Annotated in this window: 11 protein-coding genes; 3 read left to right on the forward strand and 8 right to left on the reverse strand. The window is 73.4% G+C overall.

Annotated elements, in window-relative coordinates; all coding sequences use genetic code 11:
- The first annotated feature begins 65 nt into the window (after positions 1–65).
- Positions 66–458: an SCO5389 family protein gene (locus D7318_RS13610; protein ID WP_120697220.1), complete on the forward strand. Its 393-nt coding sequence runs from the start codon at positions 66–68 to the stop codon at positions 456–458.
- On the opposite strand, the gene D7318_RS13615 is transcribed toward D7318_RS13610, so the two are convergent.
- The gene (locus D7318_RS13615) at positions 427–1,500 is read right to left on the reverse strand and encodes an LLM class flavin-dependent oxidoreductase (RefSeq protein ID WP_120697221.1); all 1,074 of its coding nucleotides are present in this window, start codon (positions 1,498–1,500) and stop codon (positions 427–429) included. The two genes, D7318_RS13610 and D7318_RS13615, sit on opposite strands and share 32 nt — an antisense overlap.
- Positions 1,501–1,807: 307 nt before the next feature.
- Here D7318_RS13615 and D7318_RS13620 point away from each other — a divergent pair, with 307 nt between their 5' ends.
- Positions 1,808–2,122: an ATP/GTP-binding protein gene (locus D7318_RS13620; protein WP_120697335.1), complete on the forward strand. Its 315-nt coding sequence runs from the start codon at positions 1,808–1,810 to the stop codon at positions 2,120–2,122.
- A gap of 47 nt (positions 2,123–2,169) precedes the next feature.
- Here D7318_RS13620 and D7318_RS13625 read toward each other — a convergent pair whose 3' ends face one another.
- The 7 genes from D7318_RS13625 to mce all read right to left on the reverse strand — a co-directional run bounded on the left by D7318_RS13625 (position 2,170) and on the right by mce (position 11,221).
- Positions 2,170–3,075, reverse strand: coding sequence for an ABC transporter permease (locus tag D7318_RS13625; protein ID WP_120697222.1), 906 nt, complete (start codon positions 3,073–3,075; stop codon positions 2,170–2,172).
- Positions 3,072–4,292: an ABC transporter ATP-binding protein gene (locus tag D7318_RS13630; protein ID WP_120697337.1), complete on the reverse strand. Its 1,221-nt coding sequence runs from the start codon at positions 4,290–4,292 to the stop codon at positions 3,072–3,074. Before D7318_RS13630 ends, D7318_RS13625 begins: the two co-directional genes overlap by 4 nt.
- A gap of 82 nt (positions 4,293–4,374) precedes the next feature.
- Positions 4,375–5,148 (reverse strand): ABC transporter permease, encoded by a 774-nt coding sequence (locus D7318_RS13635; RefSeq protein WP_120697223.1) that lies wholly within the window; start codon positions 5,146–5,148, stop codon positions 4,375–4,377.
- Positions 5,145–6,056 (reverse strand): ATP-binding cassette domain-containing protein, encoded by a 912-nt coding sequence (locus D7318_RS13640; protein ID WP_120697224.1) that lies wholly within the window; start codon positions 6,054–6,056, stop codon positions 5,145–5,147. Before D7318_RS13640 ends, D7318_RS13635 begins: the two co-directional genes overlap by 4 nt.
- A gap of 87 nt (positions 6,057–6,143) precedes the next feature.
- Positions 6,144–7,088 (reverse strand): coiled-coil domain-containing protein, encoded by a 945-nt coding sequence (locus D7318_RS13645; RefSeq protein ID WP_120697225.1) that lies wholly within the window; start codon positions 7,086–7,088, stop codon positions 6,144–6,146.
- 240 nt (positions 7,089–7,328) lie between these two features.
- The gene (locus D7318_RS13650; protein WP_120697226.1) at positions 7,329–10,649 is read right to left on the reverse strand and encodes a hypothetical protein; all 3,321 of its coding nucleotides are present in this window, start codon (positions 10,647–10,649) and stop codon (positions 7,329–7,331) included.
- Between the two features lie 119 nt (positions 10,650–10,768).
- Entirely contained in the window at positions 10,769–11,221 is a 453-nt protein-coding gene (mce, locus tag D7318_RS13655) for a methylmalonyl-CoA epimerase (RefSeq protein ID WP_120697227.1), read from the reverse strand.
- A 113-nt stretch (positions 11,222–11,334) separates the two neighbouring features.
- On the opposite strand from mce, the gene D7318_RS13660 reads away from it, so the two are divergent.
- Complete coding sequence (locus tag D7318_RS13660) at positions 11,335–12,543, forward strand: acetyl-CoA C-acetyltransferase (protein ID WP_120697228.1); 1,209 nt, start codon at positions 11,335–11,337, stop codon at positions 12,541–12,543.
- Positions 12,544–12,547: the final 4 nt, after the last annotated feature.

A 12,547-nucleotide genomic window follows, 5' to 3' on the forward strand; every position in this document is an offset into this window, starting at 1 on the left:
GCCGTGGCGATGCTCTCGGGCCCGTCAGCGAGACCTCCTAGCCCGGGGTCGCGAGAGGAGAAACCATGTCGCTCGACGTCTCACCGGCACTGTTGGAACAGGCCGAGCGAGGCGAGGTCGACGAAGCCGAGTTCGTCGACTGCGTTCGAACATCGCTGCCGTTCGCCTGGGACATGATCAGCACCCTGGTCGCCAGGCTCACGGTCGACGGTGGCGACTTCGCCGACAACACCACGCCACCGCCCGACGAGCACGCGCGCGGCCAGTTGCTGCGTGCCCTGGCGAGCGACGCGATCAGGGGCGCCCTGGAGCGTCACTTCGGGGTCAAGCTGGCGTTCCAGAACTGCCACCGGGTGGCGGTCTTCCCGCCGGACGCCACGTCCGGCGCACCGCACACCCGGTTCACCTCGGTCCGTAGCCAGATCCTCAACCAGTCGCCGGAGCTGCGGGACTGCTGATCGCGGTCCCTGGTGCTGCCGCTCGCGCCGCCGCTCCGGGGCGGTGCGGCAGGAGCGGCAGCACCTCGTCCGCGAGGCGCCGGACGTTCAGCTCGGTGAGCGCGATGTCCCCCGACCCCTCGGCCAGCAGCGCGAAACGGGTGATCCCCGTGCGCTCGCTGGTGGCCGCGAGCCGGTCCGCGCACAGCTGCGCGTCGCCGACGGGGTGCAGCTCGCACAGCAGCTCCGTGTAGGTCAGCGGGTCGCGCATCCGGCGCGGCCTGCCGTCCAGCGTCTGGTGCGCCCCGAGCCCCCGCCGCAGCCAGCCGGGGAGCGCGCGCCGCAGCGTCTCGACGGCCTCGCTGTGGCTGTCGGCGACCTGCACCACGCCCGCCGACACATGGTCGCCGTCGGGGGAGTGGCCCGCCGCCGCGGCGGCCGAGCGCCACAGGCCGACCATCTCCGCCTTCTCCTCGTCGCCGACGTGCATCCCGAGCAGCATCGGCAGCCCGCGCTCCGCCGCCAGCCTGACCGTCTGCGGCGACGTGCACGCCACCACCATGGGCGGCTGCGACTCCGGGCGCGGCACCACGTTCACCTCGCGGAAGCTGTACCGCGGCCCGTCGGCGCCCACGCGCGGCTCGTTCAGCCAGCGCAGCAGCAGGTCGAGCGACTCGGGGAAGCCGTTCGCCAACTCCTCGACGTCCGACTCGAACACCTCGAGGTCGACCCATGGACCGCCCCTGCCGACGCCCAGCGTGAACCGGCCCTCGGACGCCAGGTGCAGCAGCGCGGCCTGCTCGCCGAGCGCGACCGGGTGCGCCGTGGTCAGGATGCTGATCGCCGTGCCCACGCCGATCTGCCGTGTGCGGCCCAGCAGATGGGCCGCGAGCGTCACGGCCGACGGGCACACCCCGTACGGCACGAAGTGGTGCTCGGCCACCCACACCCCGTCAAGCCCCACCTCGTCGGCCACCTCGGCGCACCGGATCGCCCGCCGCAGCGACTCGGTGTCGCTCTGCCCGGGATACTGACCGGCCAGCACAAATGTGCCCATCCGCATCGGTCGCACTGCTTGTCGCCCCTCTCACCGTGGTCTCTGGGGGACCGGATCTGCCCCGTTCACCCATTGGCATTAACGCGGGACACGTGCCAGGGGCACGGTCGCGCGATGAGTTTTCCGATGATCGACGCATGACCCCCGCATGACCGACGCATGGCGACGCTTGGCGACGTATGACGGCGCATGACCGACGGACGATCGGCGCCGGGGCGCGCGACGCCGCTGCGTACACTCGACGGCGGGGTCCGCGGCGCCCGTAGGGCCCCGACCTCCCCCGACGGCCCTCTCCCGACCCCGAGGTGTGCTCGTGTCCCCCCGCCGCAACCGCCCCCGCGCCGCCGCGAAGCCGCAGGACCGCCGAGGCGGCGAGTACGGCCTCGAGGACACGGAGTCGTGGCGTGGCGAGGAGTGGGTGGTGCGCCGCGTCACCGGGGGCGCCGCGGCCAAGCACTACCGCTGCCCCGGCTGCGACCAGGAGATCCCGCCCGGCGTCCCGCACGTCGTCTCCTGGCCGAGGGAGGGCGCGGTGGACGACCGCCGCCACTGGCACGGCGCCTGCTGGAACGCCCGCGACCGCAGGGGAGCCCGCCCCCCGCGGTCGCGGAACGCACCTCGTTACTGAGCGCCCCGTCGCCGAGCCACGTCAGCGCGTCGCCGGGGCCCCGCGCGTCAGGCGTCGCCCGCGTTGAGCCGGGCGAACGCGGCGGCCAACGTGCCTCCCGTGACCAGCGCGAGCAGGCCGAGCAGCGGCCAGCCGCTGTCCAGCTCGTCGCCCATCATGGGGATGCCGTACAGCGAGGCGAGGCCGTTGAGCGGGGAGTACTCGATGAGCGCGTCCCGCAGGTCCGCGACGCTCTCCCCGAAGAGGAACAGCGCGGTCAGCAGCGGCAGCAGCACGACGCCGAGCATGACCGTGATCGCGCCCGCCGAGTGCCGGAGCAGCGCGCCCACCGCGAGCGCGAGCAGGCCGAGCAGCGCGACGTACAGCGCGGCCCCGAGGGTCGCGCCGAGCACCTGGTCGGTGCTCGCGACGACCTCGCCGTCCACGATCGAGTCCTCCATCACCGCGTCGTCCACCGCGTAGCTCGGGACCTCCTGGTCGGAGAGGACAGCCAGCTGCACCAGGGCCGTCGGCACGGCGGCGGCCAGCGTCATCAGGAAGGCCAGCAGGAAGAACACGATCGCCTTGGCCGTCAGCACCCGGCCGCGCCGCGGGCACGCGGTGAGCGTCGTGCGCATCATGCCGGTGCCGTACTCGGACGAGATGACCAGCACGCCCAGCGTGATGATGCCGAGCTGGCCGAGCATCAGGCCGAAGAAGCCACCGGCGAGCAGCGGCATCCCGACGTAGTCCTCGCCGCTGAGCGACAGCGCGTACAGCGTGCCGATGCCGAGGGTGACCACGAACATGCTGAGCAGCGTCCACACCGTCGAGCGCACCGTGCGGATCTTGGTCCACTCGGAGGCGATGGCGTGCCCGATGTGGGTGCGCACCACGGGGATCGGCGAGGCGTAGCCGGGCGCGGGGTGGGCGGGGGCGGCCTGCTGCGCGGGCAGCGGGGTCGGGGCGGTCATCGGGCGTCCTCGGGGCGGGAAGGGGCGGGCTGCTCTGGGATGTCGGCGGGGGCGGCGACGGGGGGCGGCGAGGCGGGCGGCGTGGGCGGCAGGGCGGGAACGCCGAGCGCCATCGTCGCCCCGGCGGCCCGCTGCGCGGGAACGGGCGCCTGCGGCTGAACGGGCGGCTGTGCCTGAACGGGCGGCTGCGGCGGCACATACGGCTGCTGCGGCGGCGCGTACCCGGGCGCGTACCCCGGCGTGTGGCCCGGCGCGTACCCCGGCGCGGGCGCCTGCTGGACGAGGCCGGCGCGCTGGTCCGCCGTCGAGCGGAAGTCCACCGCGCCCTGCGTCATCCGCATGTACGCCTCCTCGAGCGACGCCTGGTGCGGCGAGAGCTCCCACAGCCGGGTGTCCGCCTCGTGCGCCAGGTCGCTGATGCGCGGCAGCGGAAGGCCGACCACCTTGAGCGCGCCGTCCGCCTCGGGATGCACCTGCCCGCCCGCGTCGCCCAACGCCTTGACCAGCGCCTCGCGGGCCGCCTCGTCGCCGTCCGGGGTGCGGACGCGGGCGAAGTCCGTGGAGTTGGCGGCGATGAAGTCCCGCACCGGCAGGTCGGCCATCAGCTGGCCGCGGCCGATGACGATGAGGTGGTCGGCCGTCTGGGCCATCTCGCTCATCAGGTGGCTGGAGACGAACACCGTCCGCCCCTCGGCCGCCAGCCGCCGCATCAGGTTGCGGACCCAGAGGATGCCCTCGGGGTCGAGGCCGTTCACCGGCTCGTCGAACAGCAGCACCTGCGGGTCGCCGAGCAGCGCCGCCGCGATGCCGAGGCGCTGGCCCATGCCCAGCGAGAACGCCTTGCTCCGCCGCCGCGCCACCTCCGAAAGGCCCACCACGCCGAGCACCTCGTCCACGCGCCGGGCCGGGATGCCGGACAGCTGCGCCAGGCACAGCAGGTGCGCCCGCGCGCTGCGGCCCCCGTGCTTGGCGTTGGCGTCGAGCAACGCCCCCACCTGGCGTGGGGCGTTGGGCAGCTGACGGTACGGATACCCGCCGATCGTCACGCTGCCGCCCGTCGGGTGGTCGAGCCCGAGGATCATCCGCATGGTGGTCGACTTGCCCGCGCCGTTCGGGCCGAGGAAGCCGGTGACCTTGCCCGGCTGGACCCTGAAGGTCAGGTTGTACACGGCCGTCCTGGCGCCATAGCTCTTGGTCAGGCCGACTGCCTCGATCATGTTGTCACCCGTCGTCCCCGTCATGGCCGAAAACTCATCCCCGATTGGCCCATGACCCTATCGGCTCATGAAGGGCCTGGTGTCACGCGTCCCGCTTCCGCAGGACGGCATAGCCCGCGAGCAGCGCGCCCACCACCCAGATCGTCATGATCAGCAGCCCGGCCCAGGGCCCGTAGGGCTGCTCGCCGTCGTCCATGACCCGCATGACCCGCGAGCCCGCCTGGTCGGGGAGGTAGTGGCCGACCTTCTCGGTGGCCGGGACGTTGGCCAGGATCCCGGAGATCAGGAAGAAGAAGGGGATGAGGATCCCGAACGACAGCATCGGGCTGCGCAGCGTCCACGCCGCCCCCATCGCGAAAAGCGCGATCAGCCCCATGTAGAGGCCCCCGCCGAACACCGCGCGCAGCACGCCTGGCTGGCCGATGTCGGTGCTGTGCTCGCCGAGGACCGACTGGCCGAGGAAGAACGCCAGGAAGCTGGTGACCATCCCCACCACCAGGGCGAGCGCGGCGGCGACCGCCAGCTTGGCCGCCATCAGCACCCCGCGCACCGGCACCGCGGTGAGCGAGGCGCGGATCATGCCGGTGCTGTACTCGTTGGACACCACCAGGATGCCGAACGCGATGAGCGCGAGCTGGCCGAGCGACGTGCCCGCGAAGCTGATGAACGTCGGGTCGAACGTCATGCGCTCATGGGGGGAAAGATCGTCGAAGTTGTGCCCGATGAGCCCGCTGATCAGCATCCCGAGCGCCACCGTGACGACGATCGCGGTCACCAGCGTCCACAGCGTCGAACGCACCGACCTGATCTTGGTCCACTCCGAGAGCAGCACGCGGCGGGCGTTCTCCGCGCTCATCGCCCGGCCCTCGCGTGGTACTCGACGGACTCGTGCGTCAGCCGCATGAACGCCTCCTCGAGCGACGCCTGCTGATGGCTCAGCTCGTGCAGCACCACGTCGTTCTCCGCCGCGAGCTCGCCGACCCTGGCCGCGGGCAGGTCCTCGATCTCCAGGCTGCCGTCGGGGCACTGCCGCGGCCGCCCGCCCGCCCGTTCGAGCGCCGCGCGCAGCCGCTCGTGGTCGGGGGAGCGGACCCGGACGAACGTCCGCGCGTTCTCCTCGATGAACCGCGCCATCGACGTGTCGGCCAGCAGCCTGCCCTGGCCGATGACGATGAGGTGGTCGGCCGTCAGCGCCATCTCGCTCATCAGGTGGCTGGAGACGAACACCGTCCGCCCTTCGGCGGCCAGTCGCTTCATCAGGTTGCGGATCCACTGGATGCCCTCGGGGTCGAGCCCGTTCACCGGCTCGTCGAACATCAGGATCCGCGGGTCGCCGAGCAGCGCGCTCGCGATGCCGAGGCGCTGGCCCATGCCGAGCGAGAAGCCCTTGGGCCGCTTCTTGGCCACCCCCGCGAGGCCCACCAGGTCGAGCACGTCGTCGATGCGGCGCAGCGGGATGTCGTTGCTCTGCGCCAGGCACAGCAGGTGGTGGTACGCGGTGCGCCCCGGGTGCACGGCCTTCGCCTCGAGCAGCGCCCCGATGTGGGTGAGCGGATCGGCCAGCTGGTGGTACCGCCGCCCGTCGATGCGGACCTGACCCGCGCTCGGGTGGTCGAGCCCGAGGATCATGCGCATCGTGGTGGACTTGCCCGAGCCGTTGGGCCCGAGGAAGCCGGTGACCACGCCGGGGCGCACGGAGAACGTCAGATCCTGCACGGCGGTCGTGCGTCCGTACCGCTTCGTCAGGCCAGCCAGCTCGATCATGGCCCGACGCTAAAACGGCGCGGGGGCCGCCGCCCGGTGAAGGCGGCGACCCCTGCGCCGGTGGAGTGAGCCGAGGGGCTCGGCGGCTCAGCGGGACTGCTGGGCCGGAACACCCTTGGCCAGGCCCTCGTCGGCGTCGTCGTCGCCCAGGGTGGCGGCGGCGACCTGAGCGCCGGTCAGGGTGGCCAGCATCTCGCGGACGTTGGTCAGCTGGGCGTTGATGCTGTCGCGGCGGTTGGTGAGCGCCGCCAGCTCGCGCTCGGACTCGCTGCGGATCCGGTCGGCCTTGGCGTTGGCGTCGGCCACGATGTCCTCGGCCTGCCGCTGCGCGGTCTCCACCGTCTGGCGGGCCCTGCGCTCGGCGTCCGTGCGCAGCTTCTCGGCCTCGAGGCGCAGCTGCTCGGCGCGGTGCTCGATCTCGGCGAGGCGCTTCTCGGCCTTGGCCTGACGGGAGGCCAGGTCGCGCTCGGACTGCTCGCGGCGCTTGGCGAGGTTCGTCTCGAAGTCGGCCGCGGCCTGGGCCGCCTTGGCGCGGGTGTCCTCGAAGAGGGCGTCCGCCTCCTCGCGCTTGTTCTGCGCGTCCTTCTCGGCCTCGGCCCGCGTGGCGGCCGCCTCGCCCTGGGCCTTCTCGACGATGCGAGAGCCGTCTTCCTCGGCCTTGGCCTTGCGCTCCGCCGCGTACGACTCCGCGTCGTTCCGCACCTGCTGAGCCGCCCCCTCGGCCAGCTCGCGGTGCTGCTCGGCGGCCCTGCGGGCCTCCTCGCGCAGGTCCTTCGCCTCTTCCTCGGCGAGGCGCAGGATCTTCTCGACCCGGGCGCCGAGGCCGGCGTAGGACGGCTCGGAGTCGGAGATGGCGGCCTGGGCGTTCTGCGTCTCGAGGTGGAGCTCCTCGATCCGCTTCTCCAGGGAGGTGATACGAGCAAGTGCGCTGTCGCGGTCGGCAACGAGCTTCGAGATGCGGTCGTCCACCTGACCGCGGTCGTAGCCGCGCCGCACGAGCTCGAAGCCGAAGGGGGAGGATGTGTCGCTCATGGGGTTCCTGTCGAAATCAGACGGGTGAGTGAGTTGAAGTGATGGGCCTGGGCGTTCAGCGCTACGAGGTCGAGCTCCTCAGTCTTTCCGGAGACGGGTCCATGCCCTCGGGGGCATCATCCTAGGGGGCGAACCGGCGTGTCTTCGAGCGGATCCGGCTTCTCCGTGGAGAATGTTCGCCTCTTCCGCTCATTACCCTCAAGCCGGTGTTCAGGCGAATGGCCCAGTCGCCTTACCGCCTCAGCCGCCCGAACGTTTCCCGCCCGGCCTGCTCGCCCCGGCACCCGCCGCGACGGTGCCGTTGGCGCCGCCCTTGGCACCCGCGCCCTTGCCGGGCTTGGGCGCCTCGAACGACTCGAGGGCCTCCAACACGTCCTGCACCCGGGAGATCTCGGCGTTGATGTCCGCGCGCCTGCGGGCCAGCTTCTCCAGCTCACGCCTGCCCTCCTCCACCGTGCGCCTGGCCTCCCGCTCGGCGTCGGCACGCGTCTGCTGGATCTCGCGCAGCACCACTGAACGCTGCTGCTCGGCGTCCTTGAGCAGCGCCTCCGCCTTCTTCACCGCGGCGATACGTACCTTACTCGCCTCGGAGTTGGCCTCGGAGAGCAGCTTGTCGGCCGCGGCGTTCGCCTCGGCGCGCTGCTCCTCCGCGGCCTTCATCAGCTTGTCGACGCGCTCGCCCGCGGTCCGCGCCTGCTCGGCCGACTCGCGCCGCGCCCTGTCGTGCAGCTCCTCGATCTCCGCCTCGACCCTGGTGCGTTGCTCCTCGGTGCGCTCGCGGATCGCCGACGCGTCCCGACGGGCCTCCTCGAGAAGCTGGTTGGCGTCCACGCGGGCCGTCTCGACCAGCTCGCTGCCCGCGTCCTGGGCGTCGCCGATGAGGCGGTTGGACTCCTTGCGGGCGGCCGCGACCATCGTGTCCGACTGCTCCTCGGCGGCCGACGCCATGCGCAGCGCCTCCTCCTGAGCCTTCGCCAGCAGCTCGTCGGCCTGCGCCGCGGCGTCGCTGCGCTTGCGGGCGGCCTCCCGGCGCGCCCGGTCCTGGATGCCGTCCGCCTCCGCGCGCGTCCGCTCCGCCGCCTCCTCGGCGGCGGCCCGCACCCGATCGGCCTCGGCGATGGCCTCCTTGACGGTCCGTTCGGCGAGCGCGGCCGCGGCCTCCTTCTCCTCGGCCGACTCCCGCAGCACGCGGGCCGCCTCGCGCTCCGCCTCCGCGCGGTGCGTGGCGATCTCCGCCTCGGCCTCGTCGCGCAGCCCGCTGACGGAGTCCCGCACCTGCTGCGCCTTGTGCTCGGCCGCGGCCACCAGCGTCTCGGCCCTGCGCTCGGCGTCGTCGATCCTGGCGCGCGCCGCGGCGAGCAGCTCGTCGCTCTTCTCCCGCGCCTGCGCCCGCTCCCGGTGCGCGGCGTCGCGCGCGTCCGCCAGGAACGCGTCCGCCTCCGCCCGCAGCCGCGCCGCCTCCTCGCGCGCCGCGGCCAGCGTGCCCGCCGCCTCGGCCGCGGTGCGCTCGGCCGCCGCGCCCGCGTCCGCCCGCACCCGGTCGGCCGCCGACGCGGCCTCCTCGCGCAGCCGGTCCGCCTCGGCCAGCGCCTCGCCGCGCAGCCGGACCGCGAGCTCCTCGCCCTCGACCCTGAACCTGGCCGCGTCCGACGCGGCCTCCTCCCTGACCTCCTGCGCGGACCGCTCGGCCTGCTCGGTGAGCGCCCTGATCCGCTCGGCCGCCTCGGCCCGCAGCCGCTCGACCTCCGCGTTGGCGTCCGAACGCAGCCGCTCCGCCTCGGCCCGCGCCGCCGCCAGGGCCTCCTCGGCCGCCGCGACCCGGCCCTCGGCCTCCGCGCGCAGCCGCTCCAGCTCGGCCGTCGCCGCCTCGCGGTCCGCCTTCGCCGCCTCGCGCGCCTCCGCGCGCATCCGGCGTGCGGTCTCCTCGGCCTCCTGCGTGGTCCGCTCGGCGTGCTGCCCGGCCTCCGCGCGCTGCTGCTCGGCCTCGACCCTGGCCTTCTTGAGCGCCTGCTCGGCCTGGTTCCGCAGGGTGGTGGCGCGTTCGATGGCCTCGGTGCGCACGCGTTCGCTCTCGGTCGACGCGGAGGAACGCAGCTCCTCGGCGTCCGCCTTCGCCTGCGTCAGCAGCTCCTCGGCGCTCGCCGCGGCCTGCTCGATCTGCGCGACCGCCTCACGGCGCGCGTCCGCCCTGACGCGCTCGCCCTCCTCGGTGGCGTCCGCGCGCAGCTGCTCGGCCTCGCTGCGCAGCCGCCGCGCCTCCTCCTGGAGCTGGACCGTCTTGGCGCGGTACTCCTTCGTGTCGTCGTGCGCGGCGCCCTTGAGCTGCTCGGCGACGTCGTGCGCCTCGGCGCGCAGCCGGTCCGCCTCCGCCTCGGCCTCGGCGCGCAGCCGCTCGGCCTCCTCGGTGGCCGCCCTGGTGGTGGCCTTGGCCTCCTCGGCGGCCCTGGTCAGCACGTCCTCCGCGGTGCGGGCCGCCTCGGCGAGCTGCGCGGCGTACTCCTCGGCCGACTTGGACCTGGCCTCCTCCGCCGCCTCGGACGCGATGCGCTCGGCCCGCGCCCGCGCCTCGTCGAGCACGTGCTGGGCCTCGGTCCTGCGGCCCTCGGCGTCCCGCGTGGCCTCCGAGACCATGCGCGCGACCTCGGCCTTGGCGGTGGCGGTGCGCTGCTCGTACTCCGTCTCGGCGCTGCCCCTGCGCTTGTCCGCCGCCGCGGTGGCCTCGGCGAGCAGCCGCTCGGCCTCCTCGCGCGCGGTGCGCAGCGCGGTCGTCGCCTCCTGGGCCCGCTCCTCGGCCTTGCGGACCAGCGCCGCGGCCTCGCGGCGCCCGCTGTCCGTCTCCTGCGCGGTGGTGCTGCGCAGCCGCTCGGCGTGCTGGGTCGCCTCCTGGGCCTGCGCGGACGCCGCCGTCAGCAGCCGCTCGGCGTCCGACCGCGCCCGGCGCACCAGCTCGTCGGCCTCGGCCCGCGCGGCCTCCGCCTCGGCCGCCATCCGCTGGCGCGCCTCGTCGGTCAGCCGCAGCGCCTCGGTCCTGGCCTGGGCGACGGTCCGCTCGGCCTCCGCGCGGGTCTCCTCGATCAGCCGCCTGGCCTGGGACTCGCTCCTGGCCCGCAGCTGCTCGGCCCAGGCGACGTTCTCGTTGACGTGGGACTCGACGGTGGCGCGCCGCTCGGCCAGCTCCTCGTCGAGGCGCTGCCGCCGCCCCACGGCCTCGGCGTGCAGCTCGGACTCCAGCCTGGCGCGGTGCTCGGCCTGCTCCTGGAGGACCCGCTGGGAGCGCGCCCTGGCGTCGCGCAGCTCGCGCTCGGCCTCCACCCGCATCTGGTCGGCCTGGTGCTGTGCGGTGCGCAGGACCTGCTCGGCGTGGCCCGCGACGTCGCCGTAGACCGGGCGCAGGGCAAGGGCCCTGCGCACCTCGTGCAGCTTGGCACGCAGCACCTCGACCTGGTAGCCGAGGTCGTCGGCGTGGTCGACCGCCTTGTCCCGCTCCTTCTTCAGCCGCTCCATCTCGGCTTCGAACTGCGAGAGGTGGTCCTCAGCCTGATAGGCGTCGTAGCCCGGCACCGCGCGGTCCCATCCGTCCCCTGGTCGTGATAAAGCAGATCCGGTGATCGGCCGAACACGGGACGCGGAAAAAGCCCGCAGCCCCGGCTCGGCCACTCTACCGGCCGGGGCAGCTCGCGTCAGTGGGCCTCGGGATCACCGGATGGTTCCGGTGTGGCCGCGGTGACGAGCTCGGTGAGGACGCCGTGGCAGTCCTTCGGGTGCAGGAACGTGATCCGCGAGTCCATCGAGCCGCGCCTCGGCTTCTCGTAGAGGACGCGTACGCCCTTGTCCCTGATCGCCTCGGAGTCGCCGTCCACGTCGGCGGTGCCGAAGGCGATGTGGTGGACGCCCTCGCCGTTCTTGGCCATCCACTTGGCCACCGGCGAGTCCTCGCGGATCGGCTCGATGAGCTGGAGGTAGGAGGCCCCGCCGTCGTCGGTGCCGTTGATCCGCAGCATGGCCTCGCGGACGCCCTGCTCCTCGTTGACCTCGGAGTGGAACACCTCGAAACCATAGGTGGCGCGGTAGAACTCGACGGTGGCGTCGAGATCGAAGCAGGCGATCCCGATGTGATCGATGCGCGTCAACATCCCCCTAGTGCAGCGTCATTGAGGGGGCGCGCGCAACGTGCGTACAGTCACAAGAACGCGCCGGTGACCGGCGGCGTCACGCTCTGTATCGTGAAGTGGGAAGAGGGAGCACCATGGCAGCGACCGACAGTAATGCCTCCGTGATCGTGGCCGGGGCCAGGACGCCGATGGGCCGACTGCTCGGCGCGCTGAAGCCGTTCTCCGGCGCGGAGCTGGGCGGCTTCGCCATCAGGGCGGCGCTCGAGCGGGCCGGGATCACGGGCGAGCAGGTGCAGTACGTGATCATGGGCCAGGTGCTCCAGGCGGGCGCGGGCCAGATCCCGGCGCGCCAGGCCGCGGTGAAGGCGGGCATCCCGATGACCGTCCCCGCCCTCACGGTGAACAAGGTGTGCCTCTCGGGCCTCGACGCCATCGCCCTGGCCGACCAGCTCATCCGCGCGGGCGAGTTCGACGTGGTCGTCGCGGGCGGCCAGGAGTCCATGACGAACGCCCCGCACCTGCTCCCGAGGTCCCGCGAGGGCACGAAGTACGGCGCGATCGAGGTGCTCGACTCGATGGCCCACGACGGGCTGACCGACTCGTTCGACGGCATCGCCATGGGCGAGTCCACCGAGCGGCACAACACCCGGCTCGGCATCACCCGCGAGGAGCAGGACGCGGTCGCCGCCCTCTCGCACCAGCGGGCCGCCGCCGCGCGGAAGAACGGCGTGTTCGACGCCGAGATCGCCCCGGTCACCATCCCGCAGCGCAAGGGCGATCCCCTGGTGGTCTCGGCGGACGAGGGCATCCGCCCCGACACCACCGAGGAGACGCTGGCGCGGCTGCGCCCCGCGTTCCCCGTGGACGGCGCGGGCACCATCACCGCGGGCTCGTCGTCGCCGATCTCGGACGGCGCGGCGGCCGTGGTCGTGATGTCGAGGGCGAAGGCCGAGGAGCTCGGCCTGACGTGGATCGCCGAGATCGGCGCGCACGGGAACGTCGCGGGACCCGACTCCTCCCTCCACTCCCAGCCCTCGCGCGCCATCGAGAAGGCCCTGGCCCGCGAGGGCCTCGGCGTGGCCGACCTCGACCTGATCGAGATCAACGAGGCGTTCGCCGCCGTTGTCGTCCAGTCCGCCAAGGATCTGGGCGTGGACCTCGAAAAGGTGAATGTGAACGGCGGGGCCATCGCGCTCGGTCACCCGATCGGCATGTCGGGGGCCAGGCTCGCGCTGCACCTGGCGCTCGAGCTCGGGCGGCGCGGCGGCGGCACCGGAGCGGCGGCGTTGTGCGGGGGCGGCGGCCAGGGCGACGCCCTGATCCTGCGCGTGCCGCGGAGGTGACGCG

The organism is Streptomyces radicis, from assembly GCF_003626575.1.
Classification (GTDB): Bacteria; Actinomycetota; Actinomycetes; order Streptomycetales; family Streptomycetaceae; genus Streptomyces; species Streptomyces radicis.

Excerpts from the sequence above, each read along its gene's own strand:
- D7318_RS13630 (WP_120697337.1), bottom strand. The coding sequence starts at position 4,292 with ATGATCGAGGCAGTCGGCCTGACCAAGAGCTATGGCGCCAGGACGGCC.
- D7318_RS13625 (WP_120697222.1), bottom strand. The coding sequence starts at position 3,075 with ATGACCGCCCCGACCCCGCTGCCCGCGCAGCAGGCCGCCCCCGCCCAC.
- D7318_RS13640 (WP_120697224.1), bottom strand. The coding sequence starts at position 6,056 with ATGATCGAGCTGGCTGGCCTGACGAAGCGGTACGGACGCACGACCGCC.
- D7318_RS13615 (WP_120697221.1), bottom strand. The coding sequence starts at position 1,500 with ATGCGGATGGGCACATTTGTGCTGGCCGGTCAGTATCCCGGGCAGAGC.
- D7318_RS13645 (WP_120697225.1), bottom strand. The coding sequence starts at position 7,088 with ATGAGCGACACATCCTCCCCCTTCGGCTTCGAGCTCGTGCGGCGCGGC.
- D7318_RS13610 (WP_120697220.1), top strand. The coding sequence starts at position 66 with ATGTCGCTCGACGTCTCACCGGCACTGTTGGAACAGGCCGAGCGAGGC.
- mce (WP_120697227.1), bottom strand. The coding sequence starts at position 11,221 with ATGTTGACGCGCATCGATCACATCGGGATCGCCTGCTTCGATCTCGAC.
- D7318_RS13635 (WP_120697223.1), bottom strand. The coding sequence starts at position 5,148 with ATGAGCGCGGAGAACGCCCGCCGCGTGCTGCTCTCGGAGTGGACCAAG.
- D7318_RS13660 (WP_120697228.1), top strand. The coding sequence starts at position 11,335 with ATGGCAGCGACCGACAGTAATGCCTCCGTGATCGTGGCCGGGGCCAGG.